Below are 21,298 nucleotides of genomic sequence, written 5' to 3' on the forward strand. Positions count from 1 at the left end.
CACAATGAAAGGGGCTTGCATTATTATGATACAATGTGAAAGATAGAAAAACATCGGAGAGCATTGCGAAAAGGCCGCGTATTGTCTTGCATTCAAGGACAGCTTTTGGTATAATTACAACATCGAGTGGGGGTATGCTTTGTCCAGGCGCGTTTCTGTGTCTTAACTAGGGCCTACCTTGCCTGTGCGTATCGTTTCGTATCACCGTTCTGTAGAGCAAAGCAACAGGTCGCGACAGATATTCTGGCTAGCCAGAAGCTGTATTGATGGCCGAAACGACTACCGCCTAAGCATCTCCTCCGATAAACCCAATTCCGATGGTACACTCCCCAGGCATAAAAACTGAAGGTCCATCTCGTTTTCACAACTCATTCTGGCCATGTGCCAGCAAACATGAAGACAAGCATAAAGCAGCATAAAGCATTTTTTACCGCATGCACAAAACGAGAAACTGGGCTGGAGTGTCCCTCTGAAACGGGCAAAAACCGTGGATCGAAGGGGGTCTCACCCATGCAAGTAGAAAAGCACGGCGACCTTTCGACAATGCCAGCGGAAAATCCTAACAGCGGGCGGGTACAGACGATGATCGAAGGCAATGATCCTCAAGTAGAAAACAACAATCCAAGCATTACGCACGAAGACGTGGAAGACTTCAACCAGAACGACATGGAAGCCTTGCTGGCGTCCTCGCCAATGACAATCGGTATCAAACGAGGCGATGTCGTTGAAGGTGTTATCGTGCGTATCGATCAGGATGAGATCCTGGTTGATATCGGCTTGAAGTCAGAAGGCGTTCTCTCCACGCGAGAGCTGCCCTCCAGTGGTTATGGCTCCTTTGAGGAGCTGCACAACGACGACAAAGTTCTGGTCTATGTTATTCAGCCAGAGACGTCGGAGGGACATGCAGTCCTCTCGCTCAAGCGAGCCAACACCGAGCGCCAGTGGCGCATCGCGGAAGAGCAGTTCAAAAACGGCGAGCTTCTCAAAGCCAAAGTCATTGACTTTAACAAGGGCGGCTTGATCGTTGACGTGAACGGCATCCGTGGTTTCGTGCCTATCTCTCAGATCCTCAACCTCAAACGGGAAGAGGTCGCAGCTGGCGGCGAGAATCAAGAGACCGCTGCCAAGTTGCAGGCCATGAAAGACAAAGAGCTCCAGCTCAAGATTATCGAGATCAATCGCGCGCGCAACCGCTTGATCCTTTCTGAGCGTATGGCCGTTCAGGAATGGCGCCAGCGTCGCCGCGAAGAGCTTCTTGAGGAGCTTAAGCCCGGCGAAGTACGCAAGGGTGTGGTCAGTAATCTGGCCAACTTCGGTGCCTTCGTCGACCTGGGTGGTGCAGACGGACTGGTCCACATCAGCCAGTTGGCCTGGAGCCGCGTCAATCATCCAAGCGAAGTACTGCATGTCGGCCAGGAGGTCGAGGTACAGGTCCTCAGCGTTGATAAGGAGCGCAAGAAAATTGCCCTCTCGATCAAGCGCGCAGAGGTCGATCCCTGGACCACGGTTGAGCAGCGCTACACGCCTGGTCAGCTCGTCAATGGCACAGTCACCAAGATCGCTCCCTTCGGTGCGTTTGCGCGCATTGAAGATGGTATCGAGGGCTTGATCCACCACTCTGAGCTGGCTCCCGGCACTGATCCTAAGTCGATCTTGCAGGAAGGCGCCCAGTTGCAGCTTCGCATCCTGCGCATTGATCCCGAGCGCCGTCGCCTCGGGTTGAGCCTGCGCCAGGTAGACGAGCTAGAGCCAGAGGGTGCTGAGCAACAGCAGCCAGAGGCAAGCGCCGCCACCACGGAAGAGGCCGCTTCAACCGCCGCTTCGGCCACGCGTGAGCCCATGCCTTCCCTGGAGTCCACCACGCCCTCCCTTGAGAGCGCGGCCCCCACGGAAGAGCGCAAGCGTGAGCGCGCTCCTCAACGTGAGCGTGGCGCCGAAAGCAAGGCGGAGGACGAGGGCGAGACGACCGCGATGGCTGAGGCCTTCCGCGCCGCAGCTCGCCAGCGCGCCAAGGACGAGACTGAGCCTGCTGAATAAGAGCAGCGCTCTGGTGCGAGCCACGACCAACATAGCTGTGGCTCGCACCATAAAGTTTCTACCTCCCCGCTACCTATCGCATACGCGAGGTAGTTGGGAGGTTCCTTGTTATATTGACCGCATTTACATGTAGCTACCCTTTTTAAACGTTGCACACATAGCACTTTTGGGCCTTCTTGACGCGCCAAATTCCGTGTAGTATGATGAAATGCGCAGTTAATAGCGTCAGTTTTCGCAATCCTTTAAAAAGGGTTCGAGAGGTTCAAGGAATTCTTTCCAACGTCGAGGTGGTGGGGGAGGATAAAACTGGACATACTTCACTTTTGGTCAGAGTACAAGAGAGTTGATCTCACTTGCGTCACTTGCACCTTAGCAATCTGTCTCCCTCTTTACACATCGGGCGCTGGCAAGAACAGTGTCCCATTTCCAGACCACGTGCCTATCTCAGTTGTTCCATTTCCCTGCTTATCACCCGGTAACCATCCCAATCCTACACAGGAGTGGCTGAGACATTCACACAGAGGGAGGCTTTTTTGAACCAGTTTTTCTCTCTCGCTTTCGTCGCGCACACGCGACAAAGGCCGCGCACCTGAACAGATGAAGCAGACAATTTCTTCAGGACGCGTTCCTCTACTATAGGAATTGGTTAAGAGGTCGATTGTTTCTCAGTAAGCAGTATGAGACGTATAGACGTATAACGACAGACGGGAGGCTACGGTTGTTATCCTTGACGCTGTATGTTGGGTGTTGTATGATGAATCACACGGTTTACCTGAGCGACACAGAGGGCTCGGTTCCACCCTCTGCCACTGAAAGGGGGGTGACAAACAGGTGAACGATAGAGATAGGTTTGATAAATTCACAGAGCGCGCCAGAAAAGTTCTGAGTCTCGCTCAAGAGGAAGCCCAGCGCTTCCAACACAACTATATCGGTACAGAACATCTTCTACTCGGCCTTGTGCGTGAAGGAGAGGGTGTTGCTGCCAAAGTATTGGCAAATCTCGGTGTCGAACTGAACAAAGTTCGTAGCGCCGTTGAATTTATTATCGGGCGCGGAGACCGCATCGTGCTCGGCGAGATCGGCCTGACGCCTCGTGCGAAGAAGGTCATCGAACTGGCTGTCGATGAGGCTCGTCGCCTAAATCACCATTATATCGGTACAGAACATCTCCTGCTCGGGTTGGTTCGTGAAGGCGAAGGCATTGCCGCAGGCGTTCTGGAGAGCCTGGGTGTCAACCTTGAGAAGGTCCGCACTCAGACCATTCAGGTGCTTAGCCAATCTAATCCTCCCCATGAACGGGATGCTAAACATTCGAAAACACCTACCATCGACCAGATGGGCATTGACCTGACCGCAGCCGCTCGTGCTGGCACGCTCGACCCGGTCATTGGTCGCCACCAGGAAATTGAACGCGTCATCCAGATTCTCTCCCGCCGCAATAAAAACAATCCCGCGCTTATTGGTGAACCGGGTGTTGGTAAAACGGCAATCGTGGAAGGGCTGGCCCAACGCCTGGTGTCTGGTGAGGTTCCTGAGACCCTCGCCAATAAACGCCTGCTGACACTTGATGTTGGCTCGCTGGTCGCTGGTACTAAATATCGCGGTGAGTTTGAGGAACGCCTCAAGAAAATTATTGAGGAAATTCGCAATAGTCGCGACTGCATCATCTTTATCGACGAGGTGCATACCCTGGTCGGTGCCGGTGCCGCTGAAGGCGCGGTCGATGCAGCCAACATTCTCAAACCCGCCCTCTCACGCGGTGAGTTGCAGTGTATCGGTGCCACCACGCTCGACGAGTATCGCAAGTACATCGAGCGCGACGCCGCACTTCAGCGCCGCTTCCAGGAAGTTATCATCCGTGAGCCTTCGGTTGAGGAAACCATTGAGATCCTCAAGGGTATCCGCGAACGCTATGAGCAGCACCATCGCCTGATTATCACCGATGAGGCCCTCAGAGCCGCAACCGAAATGGCCAGTCGTTATATTACCGACCGCTTTATGCCCGACAAGGCTATCGATCTGATCGACGAGGCAGCCAGCCGTGTGCGTATGCAAAACTCACTCGCTCCTCTCAATCTTAAAGAAGCCATGAAAGGTCTGGAATCGGTCCTACGCGAGAAAGAAGCCGCTATTCAGCAGCAAGAGTATGAACTGGCTGCCGAACTGCGCGACCGCGAGGTGAAGCTGCGCGAGCGTATCGCGAAGCTTGAGTCCGGTTGGCAGAAAGAGCGCGGCTCCGATAAGCCGACTGTTGGCGAGGAAGAGATCGCTCAGATCGTGTCGATGTGGACCGGGATCCCGGTAATGCGCATCGCACAGGAAGAGTCTCAGCGCTTACTCCAGATGGAAGAGGCGCTCCACTCCCGCGTTATCGGTCAGAACGAGGCTATCGAGAAGATCTCGCGCGCCGTCCGCCGCGCACGCGCCGGCCTGAAAGATCCCAAGCGTCCGATTGGTTCCTTCATTTTCATGGGTCCCACCGGCGTTGGTAAAACTGAGCTTGCTCGTACGCTTGCCGAGTTTATGTTCGGCAGCGAAGAGGCCCTGATCAAAATTGACATGTCAGAGTTCATGGAGCGCCATGCCGCGGCTCGCCTGGTTGGTGCCCCTCCTGGATATGTCGGCTATGAAGAGGGCGGTCAGCTCACCGAGGCTGTGCGTCGTAAGTCCTATAGTGTGATCCTGCTCGACGAAATCGAGAAGGCTCACCCCGATGTCTTCAACATGCTGCTTCAAATCCTTGAAGATGGTAAGCTGACAGACGCCAAGGGACGCACTGTAGACTTCCGTAACACTATCATCATCATGACATCGAACGTCGGTGCCTCCTTGCTAAACAAGGAAGCGTCCATGGGCTTCCGCCAGTCGAAGGACAAGGCGAAGGCCAACCAGGCCGAATACGATTCCATGAAGGGGAAGGTGCTCGGCGAACTACGCAATACCTTCAAACCTGAGTTCCTAAACCGTATCGACGAGGTCATCGTCTTCCATTCCCTGCGGATGGAGGAAATGTACTCGATCGTCGATCTCCTGCTCAACCGCGTCCGCACACAGCTGACCGAGCAGCAGGTTGAACTAGTCGTACCGCAGCCCGCAAAGGACTTCTTGATTGAGAAGGGCTTCGATCCGCAGTATGGTGCTCGCCCGTTGCGCCGCACCATTCAGCGTATGGTCGAAGATCCGCTGGCGGAAGGTCTGCTCCAGGGTAAATTCCATCCTGGTGACCTGATCGAGGCAAGCATTTTGGATGGCGATCTTGATCTACAAGTTCGCAATCGCATCGAGCAATTGCCGCCTCCCGCAGCTCCCGAGGCCGCGCTCTCGGCTGGTAGTGAAGGTAATCCTTCCGGTTCCGAATCCTAGGAGACAAGTCCGTGGGGCATGCAACAACATGCCTCACATTTCTTCTTGTCGACGTAAGACTAAGACTTGTTCCGCTTGCTTTTCGCGAACGGGACAGGTCTCTCTGCCTGACGATTCTTCAGGCAGCCCTTGTATTTTCTCTCGCCTATAACATTCAAAGCGTTAATATGGCAAAAGTACGCACAAAATACGTCTGTCAGCAATGTGGTGGTGAACAGAATAAGTGGATGGGGAAATGCCCCGATTGTGGTGCATGGAATACGCTGGAAGAGGTTGCAGAGGCCTCACCGAGCCAGAACGCGACCCAACAACGTCGCCAGGCTCTCCTCACGCATGCCCCACTCACCCAAGGCACCAACGTGCCAGTTGTCCTTCCCGAGATCCAACCCCTTAGTCAGCCCCGCATCTCCGTGGGCTATCCGGAAATGGATCGCGTGCTAGGAAGTGGTCTCGTTCCAGGCTCTGTCATTCTCATTGGTGGCGAACCTGGTATTGGTAAATCAACACTTTTACTCCAGGTCTCAGGCGCGATTGCTCAACAGGTCGGGCCAGTTCTCTATGTCTCGGGTGAAGAATCAGTCGAACAGGTGAAGATGCGCGCGGAACGCCTGGAGATCGCAGGTGAGCGCCTCTACCTCCTGGCTTCTATTGAGCTGGACACGATTACAGAAGCTGTGCATCGCCTCAAACCATCACTACTGATTGTCGATTCGATTCAGACACTGATTGCCAGCCATCTCACCGCCGCCCCTGGTAGCATTAGCCAGGTGCGCGAATGTACCTTGCAGCTCATGCAGCTTGCCAAGAGCAGCCATGTCCCCGTTTTCATCATCGGGCACGTAACAAAAGAAGGGACCGTTGCTGGCCCCAAGGCGCTTGAACACATCGCGGATGCCGTGCTCTACCTGGAAGGCGAACGCTATCACTCCTACCGTTTGCTGCGTGGTGTAAAAAACCGCTTTGGCGCTACCCACGAAGTTGGCGTCTTCGAGATGCAGGGCGAGGGCATGGTAGAGGTTTCCAATCCCTCGGCCGTCTTCCTGGCTGATCGCGACGCGGATGCCACCGGCTCGGCTATTGTGGTGAGCATGGAGGGAACACGCCCACTGCTCGTTGAGGTACAGGCCCTCGTTACTCCCAGCAATTTCGGCAATGCCCGCTGCACTACCAATGGCATTGATCATAATCGCCTCCTGATGCTCCTGGCTGTCCTGACCAAACGCGTCGGGCTGGCGGTCGGCAGCCATGATGTTTATGCCAACGTCATCGGCGGTTTTAACCTGGAGGAGCCTTCCATCGACCTCGGCGTGGCCGCGGCCATTGCGTCGAGTTATCGCGAGAAGAATGTCCCTTCCGATATGGTTCTGATCGGCGAAGTCGGACTCTCAGGAGAATTACGAGCCGTGAGCCGCCTGGCGATGCGCGTCCGCGAGGCAGCCAAACTTGGCTTTAAGCGCTGTATCGTTCCTAGCGCAGTCGGCAAAGGCGCACGCGTCCGCGCCGAGCTAGAAGAGGCAGGACTACCTGGTGACTTTCAAGTGCTTACTGCAAGTAGTCTTGCGGTAGCGTTGGAGATTGCACTACACTAGTAATAGAGCAATCACATGATCTCTCTATTACGCATGCAGGTCTTCTACGTGTCTTGCTGTGTCACTATTCTCAACGGGAGAAAGGCAAGTCTTCGCATGGTTGTTGATACCTGTACAGAAAACATGTATACTGCGTAATCAATACGTTGTTTTCGTTGCTCAATAGGCATTTTTCTGCTAGCTTGTAAACATGCACTCGTGTGTCGCAGGAATAGGCAACATTTTTCGCACTTATTCTTTTTTGTTTTTATCACCGCCGTTACCTGCACGGGCATGCAGAACACTGCTATTTGAGCGCATACTTACTTTATGCACTTTACCGTGCACTGCGACGGAGGATGCAGGGATGTTCGTTAACACTTTATCACGCATTATTGGCTGCCTCGTAGCAATTGGGGCAGTAGTCAGTTACTACGCCTACCAGCTCACGCATGTGCCACCACGCACACTTATTGGCTGGCAATGGATCGCTGTCATCGCTGTCATCGTCGGTATTATCGCCTTTATTCTTACTCCCTACTTGACAGTGATTCCCTACGTGTGGATGCGCGACAAGATCCGCAAAACCGCCGCCAGCGACCTGGTAGCTGCCGCCATCGGCCTGACGGTTGGCCTGATCATCTCGGCCCTGCTGGCAATTCCACTCACCAGCCTGCCTGAGCCTGTGGGACATATCCTGCCCTTCGTGGGAGCCGTCCTCTTCGGCTACCTGGGCGTAGCGATTGCTGTCATGCGCAAGAACGACATCGCCAGCCTCTTCCAAAGCTCTCTGCTCCGCCGGCGTGAGCGTGACGAAGAGCGCGAGAATGAGCGCGAGAGCAAACGCAAAGATCGCGATAAGGACCGCGGTCTCCAGATAGGGGTGCAGTCTCCCATCCTGCTCGACACCAGCACGATCATCGATGGTCGTATCGCCGACATTAGCCAGACTGGCTTCATCAGCGGCACCCTGACGGTTCCGCGCTTTGTACTCAATGAACTCCAGCGCATCGCCGACTCCGCCGACACCATGCGCCGCAATCGCGGGCGCCGTGGTCTGGAGATTCTCAACCGCTTGCAGAAAGATGCGACCGTGCCGATTGAGATCGTTGATACAGATATCGAGGGCATCGCCGATGTAGATGGTAAGCTAGTCAAGATGGCCAAAGAACTTCACTGCCCCATCATCACCAATGACTTTAACCTCAACCGCGTGGCGGAACTACAGGGAATTAAAGTCCTCAATATCAATGAGCTAGCGAATGCCATCAAACCTGTGCTCTTGCCAGGAGAAGACATTCACATTAAAATTATGCAGGATGGCAAAGAGCTTGGGCAGGGTGTTGGCTATCTTGATGACGGCACCATGATTGTGGTTGAGAACGGTCGCTCATATATGAACATGACCATTGAGGTAACCGTCACCCGCGTTCTGCAAACGGTGGCGGGACGCATGATCTTCGCTCACCCCAAGCCACAGCCACAGAGTGGAGCCACCACGACATCCATTCAGTCGCCAACCAAACAACGACAAATGCAATAAGGCGTGTGCCTTCAGCGCAAGGCACACCTCCACAAGACTGAAAACCCTGGTCGGCACCCCTCTGCGGGTGCCTTCTTTTTGACCCGTTGAGCACCTATCATCTCGTCCCATTCCAGGTGGTAGGGAACACGGAGAGACGCTAGCACACGCTCACTACGGAGAAAGGCCGAGGAATAGCTCCTCATAGCACTATGCAAGAAACGTCAGCCGCCGTTATTGTGGCCGCGGGTTCCAGCCGGCGCATGCAGGGCCGAGACAAGCTCTGGCTCTCGCTTGCGGGCCGCGTGACCCTGGCTCATACCATCGATACCTTCCAGGCTTCGCCTCTCATAGATACCATTGTGATCGTGACCAACGCGGAGCGCCTTGCCGATGTGGACGACCTTTGCCAGCGCGAACAGTGGCAGAAAATTATCGCGGTCGTTCCCGGTGGCGCTCGCCGCCAGGACTCAGTTCGGCATGGACTCGACGAGCTGGCACGACAGGTTCCCACCTGCCGCTGGGTCATGATCCATGATGCCGCGCGACCCTTTGTGACGCAGGAGATTCTGGCTGCGGGCCTCCAGGCTGCGCAAGAACACCAGGCGGCCATTGCCGCCGTTCCAGTGAAAGATACCATCAAACAGGTACGCGAGGGCATTATTACTGAGACGCCTGACCGCGCACTCTTGTGGGCCGTACAGACCCCCCAGGTCTTTGCCTTTCCCCTCATTCACCAGGCCCATCATACGCCGCTCGCACAGGAGGATATGACGGATGATGCGACCTTGCTTGAGCGCCTGGGGCATACCGTGGCCGTCTTTCCCGGCTCATACACCAACATCAAGATTACCACCCAGGAGGATCTCCTCTTTGCGGAAGTTTTTATCAAAGGACAAACACGATGACAATGCGTATTGGTACTGGCTATGATGTACACGCCTTCGCGCCCGACCGCCCCCTCATTCTAGGTGGCGTCCAGATTCCTTACGAGTATGGCCTGGTCGGCCATTCAGACGCGGATGCCGTTCTGCACAGCGTGGTCAACGCGCTAATGGGGGCCGCAGCACTTGGCGATATCGGACAACACTTCCCCTCCGAAGATCCTCGCTGGAAGGATCAACCCAGCACCGTTTTTCTGGAATACACCCGCGACCTATTAGAGCAGCACCAGTGGAAAATCAGCAACATTGATGTGATGATTATTGCCCAGCGCCCAAAGCTCGCGGGGCACTCCCTGGCCATGCGTGAACACATCGCCAAACACCTGCGCCTGGATATTGACCAGGTCAGTGTGAAGGCCGCCACCACCGATGGCCTGGGCTTTGTCGGACGACGCGAAGGCATCGCCTGCCAGGCCGTGGCGCTTCTCGAACGCTAACCATAGGCGACATTCCAGGATAGTACCGCGCTATACAATAAACACATAGAAACATGTTTTGTAAGGAGCGGTAGATTATCCATGGCAGAATTTACTGGACGTGTCCTGGTACTGGGGGCCAACGGCGAGACAGGGCGCCAGGTGGTGGCCTCCCTCCAGGCAAAACATATTCCCGTCCGCGCCGTCGTTCGTAGCGCACAAAAAGCGGCGGGCCTGAACTCATCCAATACAGAAATTGTGATCAGCGAACGCCTCAACGAGGAGACGCTGGAGGATGCGATGCAGGGGGTCAGCGCGGTTATTAGCACCATTGGCACCCGCTCGATGAGTGACCTGGAGCTTATCGAGGAGAGCGAGTACACCTCTGTTACGCATCTTATCACGGCAGCGAAAGCAACGGGTATCCAGCAAGTAGTGCTTTGCTCTTCCATGAGCACCAACAAGCCCGAACGCATCCCTCCCCTGACCCGGGTTCTCCGCGCCAAATATAAGGCCGAGCAAGCTTTAATCGCGAGCGGTCTGACCTATACCATTGTCCACCCGGGAGGCCTGAACAACGAACCAGGCGGCGAAGATATCTTTGTGGCTCCCCATCCCCTGCCAACCGATGGTATGATTTCGCGCCAGGACGCCGCAGAAGTCCTGGTACAGGCTCTTCTGCAACCAGAGGCACGCAACAAGAGCGTAGACGTCATTAGCCTCTCCGGGCAGGGACCCGCCACTCGCCGGGGCCTCTTTCGCGTCTAATAATGTAGGGTCCATGCTGGCATGGACTCGCCCGGCCCACAGGCCAACCCCAATCGCTGGGAGCGTCGCTGCGCTCAGAGTCCATGCCAGCATGGACCCTACAATTTCATATCTTCACGACAAAGCCTTAAAAAGTTCTTCAGTTTTGGCGGCCATAATAAAGTCATTGCGATGCAGGCCGCGAATGGCATGCGTCCACCATGCCACATCCACCAGGCCCCACTGGAGCGTAATGGCAGGATGATGTCCCTCTTGCTCTGCCAGGGCCCCTATCTTGTTTGTCAATTCCAGGGCGGTGGCAAAATCTTTGACCTTGTACCGGCGCTCCAGGTGCAGCACGCCCTCATGCTCAACAGTCGTCCAACCGGGAATTTCAGCGATGTAGCTGTTGATCTCCTCGACGGTGGCACGAGGCGACTCCGCACGGCACGCCTCACATTTCATAGAAGCCAGTTCTGCCATCACAACCATCCTTTTCCTGTCCCGGGAACGTCGCTATTCAGCTTTTTTCTCTTCAAGCAACAATTTCTGCACGGCCTTGCCAGGGTTGGAGACTGCATTCACCTGGTCTTTCAGTTTTGAAAAGTCCTCGACTGGCACTTCGGCCATAAACTTATCTTTAGCCTGCTTGGCCTGACCTGCGGTTTTACCAGCACCATGCATAAACGAAGAGAGCGTCTTCGGGCCAAAGATAGCCAGCACGACCACGGCCAGAACCGCAAGCTCTAAGGGATGAAAACCCATTTTCAGACTCCTTTGTCGAGCGTCATGGGTCGATAGGCATACCCAGGTCTCGCTCTCGATGATCCTTCTATTTCCATATTCTACCATACTCTCCGTCGCTCATCCTGCAAAAATACTGCCCCAAATTGATAGAGGCACGCGTTCTCTTTTCACAGAGAGGGTACCTCTACCCAGCCCTTCCCCATACCCCCTACGCTGGGTAGGCCGACCGGTTCTCCCCCATGACGCCGGTCGGCCTCTCTTTCGCGGCACAGGTAAACTACATCACGCAAGACTACCAATTTGGCCTATCGTGCCAGAAATCGTATGTCATCTTTACTAAAGCATGGTATGATAAGAAAATAGATCGGTCAGAAAGACACAAGAAAGAGCATACACACCAAATGCCCGCATCGCCATTTAAAACACCTTCAAGGGGACAGGCCAGTTATCTGTCACCCGCTCATACAATCAATCCACGCTCGCCGTACACACAAGGTGGAAGCCTGGTGGGTGTCATCATTATCGCTATGCTCCTCTTCGCGCTCTCAGGACTGATCCTTGGTATGACCGTGGGCATCTTCCAGCACCTCAAAGGCCCACAAAAAAGCCCGCAAGCTATGGCCGCCACTACCCACATTACGGCGACCAGTACCCATACTGCCTCCGTCAACAAAGTTCCGCTCAACTGCCCCTTGATCGATCAGGGGGTCTACCAGGGCGTAGCCAATGGCGACGTCACATATACACTCTCGGCGCATGCCGTTGATAAATCTGGCACATGTACCAAATCTGGGAATGCCATTCACCAGAAAGGCATCACCTTCAGGCTCTGGCTGACAAAAGTTCCCAGTAACAAACGCATCGATATTCCTGCATCTACCTGGTCAGACCTCAACAAGCTCCAGTCTCCTCTTGCACATGAGATCACCAACGGGCTCCAGTTCGATGCCACCACGCCCCAGGTGCAAGCAAGCAATGATCAGGGACAGGGAACCTGGAAATTTGGCGTCTCGCCCGAGGTAAAGCCTGGGACCTACTACCTCGTTGTGCTGACAGACTGGGATGGCACCTACGCCAACTGGACCTGGCTCTATTTCACGGTCAAAGCGGCTCACGCCTGAGCACACAAACGAGCAGAGCCACCTTGCTTCCCCCTATAAATGCCGCCAGCCTCACATTCTCATGAGTACACCCCCATTTTGGGCTATGCTTAGTCCTGTTTTATAATCCCCTTCTCGCCAGCATGGTATCATGAATACGGATCAACAAAATATTTAGATATACGCACAGAGTATGTCATGAGAAGAAGAGAGCGCTTGCAGCATGCAACAATATGATCGCAACAATCTACCAACCACAGATACGCTCCGCACCAAGAGTCGTTCCCAGACAGTAATCACCACCGCCCTCTTGCTGTTTGCCATTACAGGCCTGCTTTCTGGCTTCACATTCAAGGCTATGAATCGCCCACCCAAAAGCACACCACCCACAACGAACATTACCAAACAATCTCCGGTTGCGACAAAAACACAGACTCCCACTTCCTCCCCTACGACACAGCCTACAGTCGATGTAGCAGCAACGGGCCTGGGATGTCCAACAGCAACAATCGACCAGCCTACGCAAAAACCTGATGGAACAACCACCTACACAGCATCACTCCAGGCTGTGAGCAAAGGCACCAAAGGAGCAAATAAATGTCAAGGCGCCGACCTCAAAGCCACTGAGATTACGTGCAAACTCTGGCTTACCAAAAATCCAGATGATACTAACAAGGCCCTGACCAAAGATAGCTATGCACTTCTTAAGAAACTCGATAATCTGGGACAGCCAATTCCCAATGAGGAGCAGGGTGCCCTGGTCTTCTCCAGCAATACCCAACCGTTGCAGCCATGCCATAACGATGGGACCGCAAGCTGGCAGTACCAGGTCAGTACATCGGTCCAACCTGGTACATACTATCTCGTCTACGTTGTTGACTGGAAGGGGCAACGCTTCAACTGGAGCTATATGCAAGTTACGATAGCCTAATCGCTTATAGCAGGGCCAGCCTGCGCAAAATTCCTCGTGCCAGGGTGGCGAACTTCGGACGCGCGGCGTTCGCCACCTCCAGCACGCTCACATGATCTACCTCTTCTTGCTCCGCGCCCGTGGCGGTATTCGTAATCAAACTCATACCCAGGACACGCATCTCCATATGCCGGGCAATTACGGCCTCGGGCACCGTCGACATGCCCACAGCATCCGAGCCAATCAGGCGCAGGAAGCGCAACTCGGCCTTGCTCTCAAACTGTGGACCTACAACCATGGTATAGACGCCCTCGTGCAACCGTAAGCCCGGAACATCCTGCGCCGCCTCACGTGCTAGCGCTCGTAACTCCGCGTTGTAAGCGTTGGCCACCGCCGGGAAGCGCACGCCAAAGCGCTCATCATTGGGTCCAACCAGAGGACTCATCCCCACCATGCCCGGTAAGAAGATATGGTCGCTCATCAACATGACATCGCCCGGCTTATACTCGGGATTGACTCCACCGGCGGCATTGGTGACAATCAAGGTCTGCGCCCCCAACTGGTGCATGACACGCACAGGCAGCGTGATCTGGGTCGCGTTATAGCCCTCATAGAGGTGAAAGCGCCCCTGCATGATAACCACAGGCACGCCTGCCAGGGTCCCAATAAGTAATTGACCTGCATGGCCAGTCACAGTCGAGCGCGCAAAGTGGGGTATTTCTTCGTAGGACAACGCTACGGCGTTCTCAATCTCTGTCGCCAGGTCTCCTAGCCCGGACCCCAAAATCAAGCCCACCAGGGGCTTCTGGGGCGCACGAGCTTGAATAGCTTCCGTCGCCTCCATCATCTGTTCGTATATCACAACTTGGCTCCTTTATTGTTTATCGTCTCTGTTCTTCCTCCCCCTTCCACTGCCATCCTCTGCTCTTATCTTCGCACAAGATGCAACCCCTTACTTCGCGCCTGCGGCGCTCAAGGTAAGGTGTGTGCGTGTGCAAGAGCCCAGTGGGCTCTTGCACACGCACACACCTTACCTTGAAGAAGAACTTGCGAGCCAGGGCAGAAGCCAAAGGGATTTGGAAAGCACCTCATACATGATGAGGCTCCTGCCGGGCCTCGCGAAAACGTGCTATAATGCACACAACATCCAGTTTGATCAGAACCGTTTTCTACTCTATTGCATCGCACTGGCCACCAGGGAGGTGGCCGTGAAACGATAAGGAGACACGTTAGGATATGGCTAAACTGCATGATTTGTTTACGCAGGCACGCCGGGCGCGAAGTGGTAGCGGAATGGGCTTTTTGGGCAAAAGCAGAGCCGAATCCAAGGCGCACGCCGCCGCCATCGTCGTCGAGTTTCCCACGGTTAGCGCGGGCAGCGCGGAAGCAGCGCTCAAAGCCGGTGCCGATGGGCTGCTTTTTCAATGGGACGGCAAAGATAGCGCAGCTCTCTCCGCACTAAAGCAAGAGCTTGACGCTGCACGCTCCTACCAGGAGGATATAGTCCTCGGGCTGCACCTGGCTGGCAATGGCGAATCGCTCAATGGCGAAGCTATTACCAGTATCAAAGAGCAGGGCTTCAATTACATCACGCTGCCATTAAATGCGCCAGCACACCTCCTGGCTCAGGAGTCTAAAGATGTAGAGAAGGTCGTCATCCTCCCCGTCCAAAATATTATGTCGCCGCTCCGCTCGGGCGATGTTTCACCATACTTTACTATTCGTAACCTGTCTGGACTCGATGGCATTGCCGCGATTCTCCTGGACTTCGATATCGAGAAGCCATTTGGCTCCCTGAGCATCGAGGATATTCTCCATTACAATACCGTTCGTGGGTCCGTCCAGCATCCTGCCTTCATCCGTGTCGGTGGGCGCCTCAATGAGAACGATACCCGCACCCTCAAGGCTCTCAATGTCCAGGGTGTGGTGCTGGAAGCAGATAAGAGTCTGGAGACCACCCAGGAGCAGGTAAAAGCGCTCCGCGCCCTCCTGGAAAAGCTTCACGAGGAGAAGGGGGATTCCTCCTCACCGTTCTCGCTTCAACGCTAAATAAAAAGCGACTTCTCGCCACTACGTGGCTCGCAGGGTAGTAATGTGTTGATGGCAGGCTGGCTCACGCCAGCCTGCCATCAACACATTACCCTATACGAAGCACCACAAACAAATTGTAGGGTCTAAGCTAGCTTGGACCCTACAATTTGTTTTCAATGGGAATTATTTGCTGCCTGTGTCTACATGCTTCTCGTCAGGCAGAGCGATAGCGGGGACACGCGGGAGCGTTGATTGCCGCCAGAAGAGTTGCTTGCGCGGAATACGCCGTAGGAGGCCCCTGGTCGTTTCCCAGACCTGCTCAGGGCGTTCATTGTTGCGCCAGTAGTAATAGCAGGCGATCTCGTCTGGATCAGCGCTACATAATTTCTTAAAGGCGACCTCCAGCTCTGGCTCCTCCGCTTCACGCAGGTTATAGTTCTGTAACCAGAGCTGACTGCGCTTCTCCTGTCTCCTGGTCAGTTCAACGAGCTTGCGTCCCCATTCCTCAACCTTCGCGACATCCTCCCCCAATAATTGCCAGAAGAGATGGCAGCCCATCGTATCAAGCTCAGGAATAGTCGCCAACTCCTCCATCAATTCCAGGTCCTGGGGCAAGAGCACAATGGTCGTCGTGATCCTGGAGTTTATGCGCTTCACGGATTCAAACAGCTCACCAAAGAAGTCCACCATGGAGCGGCGCCGAAAGTGTTCCAGATCGGTAATATCTGGGCAGAGTGCACGACATACCGGGCAATAACAGGTAATCTCGGGGCCGCGCGGCTCATCGATCAGCAGGCCACTAATAGGGTAATTCTTCAGGTAAAATTCGATCTCCCCCAGGAGCCAGGAGCGGAAGGGCTCATGATTGTAACAGGTCATCCCGTGGTGACGCCCATGCCGATCCTGCACACGCGATTGTGGATGCCGAAAGGTGTACCAGCTTGGCATATGTGAGGGGCCTGCAAAAAGATTGCCATAGCGCCCAAGGCTAAGGATGATTTTGAGACCAGCATCCTGTGCCTGTCGTAACCCTCGCTCCAGATCCTTTCCCCAGCGCTGCTCCTCTTCTTCGTGAACGGCATAGACAATACTATTTGCCCCAGCCGCACGAATCTGCTCAAAATCACGTTTAACCATCTCAGGGTGAAATAAAGGATGGAAATAGGCGACGGTAATATCCATTGACATCAAACTCCAGAAATAGGCATTCTACGCGAAGCTCTACACAAGCCATCAATACATGTTTATGTCAGAGTATATCATAACCTCGCTCGTTTCATCTTATTAAAGGGGATTTCTAGGCTATCCACTATAGCCAATGTTGCTTGCCTGTGCGCTTGCTCTTCTAAATGAGAAAACGATAAAACACCTCGCTTTTGCGATGCCTGAGCGAGCGCAGCAAAAAAGCTTGACAATCACAGGCGTTCAAGGCACAATGCAGGCATGGGAAACGCATATACCACATCACAATCAACAGGCTACACTGGCTCGACGCCTGGGCGGACGCGCTTCGTTCAATCATACGCCAAAATTAATCTAACCCTCGATGTCCTGGGACGGCGCGCAGATGGCTTTCATGAGCTTGTCACGCTGATGCAAACACTAGATATTTACGATACCATCTGTGTCAGCGAAATTGAGGAACCGCGAGTCGAGATTATCTGCTCACGACCAGAATTGAGCACGGCAGAGAATCTGATCGTGCGTGCCGTGCAGGCCGTGCGTCAGCGCCTCTCATTGGAGCATGGTTTTGTCATTGAGCACCAGAAGCGCGTTCCCGTGGCGGCTGGCCTGGGTGGTGGAAGCAGCAATGCCGCCGCGACGCTGCTCCTGCTGAAAGAGGGCTGGGATCTGCCACTTTCGATGACTGAGCTGCATGAAATCGCCGCTGCCCTGGGTTCAGATGTCCCCTTCTTCCTGACCAGTGGCCTGGCCCTATGCGAGGGACGCGGCGAGCGCATCACGCCTCTTGCTCCCCACTGGCCACAGGCTATGCGCTGGCTCATTCTGCTCAAGCCAGCTATTAGCGTCTCAACCGCCCTGGTCTTTCGCAATCTCTCCCCTGCCGACTATAGCGATGGCGCCAGTAGCCGCAAAATACAGGACGCGCTCGCGCACAAGAGCAATTTCCAGCTTTCAGATCTGCATAACAGCCTCCAGCGTGGCGTGCTTGAACGCTATCCTGAAGTCACGCAGGCTCGTGAAGGTATGCTCCGGGCGGGTGCGGCCCATGTCTTTCTCTCTGGCAGCGGTCCCACACTCTTCGCACCCTTCGCACAATTGAGCAACGCTTCCCAGGTCTATCAACAATTGCTGGCGCAAGGCTACGAAGTCTACCTGACACGCGCCATTTATCCACAAGGAACAGAGGCGAGTTTCTTCTAGGGCCTTCCCGACCACACCGGTCCCAACTTCTCTCTCCAGTGAGCAGAAATCTGTTACAATAATGCCATTGCGGTAACAAGAGAACATGTTCAATAACGACATGTGTCGATAGAGAGAAGTTGGAGGTTTCCAGCCCTGCGTCAGCATATTATCAGTGCGCTTTGCACGCTTCTGCGCTTCCCATTTGCGCTTCTCGATTTATTTCGCGCTCCTTTCGTGCAACGCGCCAAAGAACATCCACGCTCCATTGTCATTATCAAACCTTGCTGTCTGGGTGACTTGATCATGACCACGCCTCTGCTGGAGGTACTACACCGAGCTTACCCTGAAGCACGTATCACCTATGTGGCGGGTTCCTGGTCAAAAGTCATCCCCGAGCACCATCCAGCCGTGGACGAGGTCATCGACTGTGGCACTGTTGGCATTCCTGGTCGCTACAGCCTGCGCGAATATAGGTCCTTTGCCCGTCGCCTGCGCGCCTCGCACTTTGATATGGCCTTCGTGCTTGATCGCTCGCCGATGCTGACCCTGCTCCCCTGGCTCGCGGGCGTGCCAAGACGTGTTGGACCAGATAGCAAGGGGCGTGGCTTCTCCCTCACAGATCGCGTTCCAGTCTCATCCTCGCCTGAACACTTGCAGCACGAAGCCGATATCTACCTCGACCTGGCGCGTGCGCTAAAGCTTCCTATTGAGCAACCACACATGCGCTTTGTGCCTACGCCCCAGGAGCGCCAAACGGCGCAACACTACCAGGGAACACAGATCGCCGTCTTTGTCGGGGGTGGCAGTAATCCCGGCATGGATCTGACGGCCAAGCGCTGGCCTCTTGAGCGCTATCGTGCCCTGGTGCAGAAACTGATATGGGATCTGGGCGCGCGTGTCCTGCTTATTGGTGGTCCTGGCGATGCTCCACTGACCCAGCAATTGCTGGAAGACCTGGAGGTGCCTACGGGCAGCGTCCTGGACCTGGCTGGCAAGACCAGCATTGGCGAGCTGGCAGCACAACTCGAAGCCTGCTCGCTCTACATTGGCAACGATAGCAGTCCCATGCACCTGGCCGCCGCCGTCGATATTCCCGTCATAGGCATCTTTGGACCAACCAGTCCCGAGGAGTATGGCCCCTATCCCACCAATGATCCCAGGCATATCGGCCTGTGGAAGCATCCCACGCGTCAGCCCTGCTTCTTCCTGGGCAAGATGCGCGAGTGCCAGAATTGCACCTGTATGCAAGCGATCACGGTGGAGGATGTCTGGGAGGCAGTTCAACGCCTGGTTCCTAGCAGCAGCGATCACGAGGTGCGCCCATGAAACTGGCTCTACGCACGCTGATTCTCCTCCTGGTCCGTCTCCTGGGCTGGCCTCGCATCCAGCGAGCATGTAAACAGCCAGGAGAGAAACCGCGTATTCTGCTACTGCGCCCAGACCACCTGGGCGATATGGTGCTGGCGACGCCCGTCCTGGATGCGCTACGCGTGCAACTCCCCGAGGCACATATCGCGATGATGGTTGGTCCCTGGTCCAGCGCGATTGTCGAGCGCCACCCGGCCCTGGATGAACTCATTCCCTGCGCTTTTCCAGGCTTTCAGCGCGCCTCCCAGCATCCACTCGCGCCTTACATGCTTCTGTTCAAACTGGCAAAGCAGCTACGCGCTGGCAACTACGATGTCGCGATCAACCTGCGGCCCGACTTCTGGTGGGGCGCGGCCCTCGTCTACCTGGCGGGTATTCCCCGCCGTGTTGGCTACGCGCTCCCGCCTGCGACACCATTCCTCTCATGCTCACTCCCTTTTCCTGAGCACCAGCACTCAACCTTCTATAACCTGGAGCTGGCCAGTGCGGGGCTACAAGCTCTTGGACAAGCTCCCCTGGAGACGCCTTTCACGCCGGAACGCTACCCACTTCGCTTTGAGCCAACGGAGCAAGAGCGGCAGTGGGTAGCTCAGACGCTGCATGATGAAGGAATCGCGCCTGAGGCGCCTGTCGTGGTCATTCACCCCGGCACCGGTGGCGCGGTCAAGCTCTGGCGCTCGGAAGCCTGGGCGAACTGCGCCAACCAGCTCCAGGCCTCTTATCCTTCGCTCTGCTTTGCCTTGACCGGGACACCAAAGGAGCGCCCCTTGCTGGAAGAGGTCGCTGAGGGGATGGTCACACAACCGCTCTGCATCAGCGATAGCAGTGTGGGGCAGCTTGCTGCGTTGCTGCAACGCGCCAGCCTCGTGATGGGCGTGGATAATGGTCCCCTGCACCTCGCAGTCACGCAAGATGTACCAAGCATACGCATCTTTGGTCCAACCGATAGCCGCATCTTTGGCCCCTGGGGCGCTCCTGCGCGTCACCGCGTTATCACTTCAACCCAGCGCTGTCCCGGCTGCCCAAGCATCCCGTGCGGACGCCTGGACTTTACAGCTGAAGAGCTTCCCCAGCACCCTTGCGTACGCGTGGTGCCTGAAGAGAGCGTGCTCGCGCTCGCCAGAAATATCCTCTCTCCCGCAAACAACGCGCATAATACTCCTTCGCGTTCTTGAGCCGCATGATAGACGTGCGCTAATCTGGGTAGCCCATGCTCACCCTGGTTGGCGCACTTCTCCCTCCATGTTCTATACTGAGAACATAACCCCCATTAAACCATGCCGCAAGGCCGCTTGAAGGAGTTTTATACACTTTATGATAGATGCCAACACTATCGCCACCAATGCCTTCGTAAAGCATGTGCGCAGCAATCCCTATCCAGGGCGTGGACTCGTCCTTGGCCGCGCCTCAGATGACCATGGCTGGATTATCGTGTACTGGATCATGGGTCGCAGCGAACAGAGCCGTAATCGACGCTTCACTGTGTCAGGGAACGTTTTGAAGACGGAGCCAGTTGACGCCAGCCTTGTCGCCGATCCCAGCCTGATCATCTATGAGGCCATGCTCGAACTTCCTGGGATCTACCTCGTCAGCAATGGGGACCAGACGCGCACGCTGTACCAGTCCCTCCACGCGGGGCTATTCTTTGACGCGGCCCTGGCGACGCGTGAACGTGAACCGGATGCCCCACACTTTACACCTCGCATCAGCGGTATGATCGATCTACGACAGCAGCCAGGCTCCATCACGCTGAGCATTCTCAAAGCCAACCAGACGAATCCAGAACTTACCGACCGCTACACCTACCATCCTGCCACGCCCGTCCCTGGCTATGGCTATGGACTCACGACCTATATGAGTCCTGGCACGCCTCTACCTAGCTTTACAGGCGATCCCCTCCTCCTTCCCTGCCAGGGAGCACCAGAAGAGGTCCTCAGCTTCTACTGGAACGCGCTGAATGAGGATAATCGCATCTCGCTCGCCGTGAAGCATATTACCGATGATGGCCAGAGCACTCTCCAGATCCATAACCGCTTTGAATCAGAGGTCCGCTAAGTATTGATATAGCGTAGGAGGCCCTGGCAGCCTGCGGCTGCCAGGGCCTCCTACGCTACGTTCCCCAAATATATGCGTTTCGGTCAAAAGTTTGCATCTTTCTCTTTAGCTCTCTATAATGCA

18 protein-coding genes are annotated in these 21,298 nt (G+C 55.1%); 14 read left to right on the forward strand and 4 right to left on the reverse strand.

Annotated elements, in window-relative coordinates:
• Positions 1–510: 510 nt before the first annotated feature.
• The 7 genes from KTE_RS07140 (at position 511) to KTE_RS07170 (ending at position 10,618) form a co-directional block, all read left to right on the forward strand.
• Entirely contained in the window at positions 511–2,037 is a 1,527-nt protein-coding gene (locus tag KTE_RS07140; RefSeq protein WP_201379848.1) for a 30S ribosomal protein S1, read from the forward strand.
• An 831-nt stretch (positions 2,038–2,868) separates the two neighbouring features.
• Positions 2,869–5,400: an ATP-dependent Clp protease ATP-binding subunit gene (locus tag KTE_RS07145; protein ID WP_201379849.1), complete on the forward strand. Its 2,532-nt coding sequence runs from the start codon at positions 2,869–2,871 to the stop codon at positions 5,398–5,400.
• A 167-nt stretch (positions 5,401–5,567) separates the two neighbouring features.
• Positions 5,568–6,989, forward strand: coding sequence for a DNA repair protein RadA (radA, locus tag KTE_RS07150; RefSeq protein WP_236038033.1), 1,422 nt, complete (start codon positions 5,568–5,570; stop codon positions 6,987–6,989).
• A 346-nt stretch (positions 6,990–7,335) separates the two neighbouring features.
• The gene (locus KTE_RS07155) at positions 7,336–8,511 is read left to right on the forward strand and encodes a PIN/TRAM domain-containing protein (RefSeq protein WP_201379852.1); all 1,176 of its coding nucleotides are present in this window, start codon (positions 7,336–7,338) and stop codon (positions 8,509–8,511) included.
• Between the two features lie 191 nt (positions 8,512–8,702).
• Complete coding sequence (ispD, locus tag KTE_RS07160) at positions 8,703–9,398, forward strand: 2-C-methyl-D-erythritol 4-phosphate cytidylyltransferase (RefSeq protein ID WP_201379855.1); 696 nt, start codon at positions 8,703–8,705, stop codon at positions 9,396–9,398.
• 2 nt (positions 9,399–9,400) lie between these two features.
• Positions 9,401–9,871, forward strand: coding sequence for a 2-C-methyl-D-erythritol 2,4-cyclodiphosphate synthase (gene ispF / locus KTE_RS07165; RefSeq protein WP_236600645.1), 471 nt, complete (start codon positions 9,401–9,403; stop codon positions 9,869–9,871).
• Positions 9,872–9,952: 81 nt separating this feature from the next.
• Positions 9,953–10,618 carry an SDR family oxidoreductase gene (locus tag KTE_RS07170; RefSeq protein WP_201379859.1) on the forward strand — a complete coding sequence of 222 codons (666 nt, stop codon included), beginning with the start codon at positions 9,953–9,955 and terminating at the stop codon, positions 10,616–10,618.
• Between the two features lie 114 nt (positions 10,619–10,732).
• On the opposite strand, the gene KTE_RS07175 is transcribed toward KTE_RS07170, so the two are convergent.
• Together KTE_RS07175 and KTE_RS07180 are read right to left on the reverse strand one after the other, a co-directional pair.
• Positions 10,733–11,080 (reverse strand): 4a-hydroxytetrahydrobiopterin dehydratase, encoded by a 348-nt coding sequence (locus KTE_RS07175; RefSeq protein WP_236600314.1) that lies wholly within the window; start codon positions 11,078–11,080, stop codon positions 10,733–10,735.
• 33 nt (positions 11,081–11,113) lie between these two features.
• Positions 11,114–11,362 carry a twin-arginine translocase TatA/TatE family subunit gene (locus tag KTE_RS07180; RefSeq protein WP_201379863.1) on the reverse strand — a complete coding sequence of 83 codons (249 nt, stop codon included), beginning with the start codon at positions 11,360–11,362 and terminating at the stop codon, positions 11,114–11,116.
• 383 nt (positions 11,363–11,745) lie between these two features.
• Between KTE_RS07180 and KTE_RS07185 the strand changes: the two genes are divergently transcribed.
• Together KTE_RS07185 and KTE_RS07190 are read left to right on the forward strand one after the other, a co-directional pair.
• Positions 11,746–12,465, forward strand: coding sequence for a hypothetical protein (locus tag KTE_RS07185; protein WP_201379865.1), 720 nt, complete (start codon positions 11,746–11,748; stop codon positions 12,463–12,465).
• A gap of 202 nt (positions 12,466–12,667) precedes the next feature.
• A complete protein-coding gene (locus tag KTE_RS07190; protein WP_201379867.1) occupies positions 12,668–13,375 on the forward strand; it encodes a hypothetical protein in 708 nt (235 codons plus the stop codon).
• Positions 13,376–13,379: 4 nt separating this feature from the next.
• Here KTE_RS07190 and KTE_RS07195 read toward each other — a convergent pair whose 3' ends face one another.
• Complete coding sequence (locus KTE_RS07195; RefSeq protein ID WP_374226802.1) at positions 13,380–14,213, reverse strand: purine-nucleoside phosphorylase; 834 nt, start codon at positions 14,211–14,213, stop codon at positions 13,380–13,382.
• A gap of 377 nt (positions 14,214–14,590) precedes the next feature.
• Between KTE_RS07195 and KTE_RS07200 the strand changes: the two genes are divergently transcribed.
• On the forward strand, positions 14,591–15,403 hold the full coding sequence (locus KTE_RS07200) for a hypothetical protein (RefSeq protein WP_201371296.1): 813 nt from the start codon (positions 14,591–14,593) through the stop codon (positions 15,401–15,403).
• A 165-nt stretch (positions 15,404–15,568) separates the two neighbouring features.
• Here the strand turns inward: KTE_RS07200 and KTE_RS07205 are convergent, their stop codons facing one another.
• Positions 15,569–16,567 carry a hypothetical protein gene (locus KTE_RS07205; RefSeq protein ID WP_201379871.1) on the reverse strand — a complete coding sequence of 333 codons (999 nt, stop codon included), beginning with the start codon at positions 16,565–16,567 and terminating at the stop codon, positions 15,569–15,571.
• 261 nt (positions 16,568–16,828) lie between these two features.
• Here KTE_RS07205 and ispE point away from each other — a divergent pair, with 261 nt between their 5' ends.
• The 4 genes from ispE to KTE_RS07225 all read left to right on the forward strand — a co-directional run bounded on the left by ispE (position 16,829) and on the right by KTE_RS07225 (position 21,175).
• Positions 16,829–17,770, forward strand: a complete 942-nt coding sequence (ispE, locus tag KTE_RS07210; protein WP_201379873.1) for a 4-(cytidine 5'-diphospho)-2-C-methyl-D-erythritol kinase — start codon at positions 16,829–16,831, stop codon at positions 17,768–17,770.
• A 216-nt stretch (positions 17,771–17,986) separates the two neighbouring features.
• Complete coding sequence (gene waaF / locus KTE_RS07215; RefSeq protein ID WP_255552973.1) at positions 17,987–19,078, forward strand: lipopolysaccharide heptosyltransferase II; 1,092 nt, start codon at positions 17,987–17,989, stop codon at positions 19,076–19,078.
• Complete coding sequence (locus KTE_RS07220; protein WP_201379877.1) at positions 19,075–20,295, forward strand: glycosyltransferase family 9 protein; 1,221 nt, start codon at positions 19,075–19,077, stop codon at positions 20,293–20,295. Before waaF ends, KTE_RS07220 begins: the two co-directional genes overlap by 4 nt.
• A 139-nt stretch (positions 20,296–20,434) precedes the next feature.
• Positions 20,435–21,175 (forward strand): IMP cyclohydrolase, encoded by a 741-nt coding sequence (locus KTE_RS07225; protein ID WP_201379878.1) that lies wholly within the window; start codon positions 20,435–20,437, stop codon positions 21,173–21,175.
• The last annotated feature ends 123 nt before the right edge of the window (positions 21,176–21,298 follow it).

Source organism: Ktedonobacter sp. SOSP1-85, assembly GCF_016587415.1.
Lineage (GTDB): Bacteria > Chloroflexota > Ktedonobacteria > Ktedonobacterales > Ktedonobacteraceae > Ktedonobacter.

Bases quoted from the DNA above. Each gene is read 5' to 3' on its own strand.
- KTE_RS07140 (WP_201379848.1), top strand. From the start codon at position 511: ATGCAAGTAGAAAAGCACGGCGACCTTTCGACAATGCCAGCGGAAAAT.
- radA (WP_236038033.1), top strand. From the start codon at position 5,568: ATGGCAAAAGTACGCACAAAATACGTCTGTCAGCAATGTGGTGGTGAA.
- KTE_RS07155 (WP_201379852.1), top strand. From the start codon at position 7,336: ATGTTCGTTAACACTTTATCACGCATTATTGGCTGCCTCGTAGCAATT.
- ispD (WP_201379855.1), top strand. From the start codon at position 8,703: ATGCAAGAAACGTCAGCCGCCGTTATTGTGGCCGCGGGTTCCAGCCGG.
- ispF (WP_236600645.1), top strand. From the start codon at position 9,401: ATGCGTATTGGTACTGGCTATGATGTACACGCCTTCGCGCCCGACCGC.
- KTE_RS07170 (WP_201379859.1), top strand. From the start codon at position 9,953: ATGGCAGAATTTACTGGACGTGTCCTGGTACTGGGGGCCAACGGCGAG.
- KTE_RS07175 (WP_236600314.1), bottom strand. From the start codon at position 11,080: ATGGCAGAACTGGCTTCTATGAAATGTGAGGCGTGCCGTGCGGAGTCG.
- KTE_RS07180 (WP_201379863.1), bottom strand. From the start codon at position 11,362: ATGGGTTTTCATCCCTTAGAGCTTGCGGTTCTGGCCGTGGTCGTGCTG.
- KTE_RS07185 (WP_201379865.1), top strand. From the start codon at position 11,746: ATGCCCGCATCGCCATTTAAAACACCTTCAAGGGGACAGGCCAGTTAT.
- KTE_RS07190 (WP_201379867.1), top strand. From the start codon at position 12,668: ATGCAACAATATGATCGCAACAATCTACCAACCACAGATACGCTCCGC.
- KTE_RS07200 (WP_201371296.1), top strand. From the start codon at position 14,591: ATGGCTAAACTGCATGATTTGTTTACGCAGGCACGCCGGGCGCGAAGT.
- KTE_RS07205 (WP_201379871.1), bottom strand. From the start codon at position 16,567: ATGGATATTACCGTCGCCTATTTCCATCCTTTATTTCACCCTGAGATG.
- ispE (WP_201379873.1), top strand. From the start codon at position 16,829: ATGGGAAACGCATATACCACATCACAATCAACAGGCTACACTGGCTCG.
- KTE_RS07220 (WP_201379877.1), top strand. From the start codon at position 19,075: ATGAAACTGGCTCTACGCACGCTGATTCTCCTCCTGGTCCGTCTCCTG.
- KTE_RS07225 (WP_201379878.1), top strand. From the start codon at position 20,435: ATGATAGATGCCAACACTATCGCCACCAATGCCTTCGTAAAGCATGTG.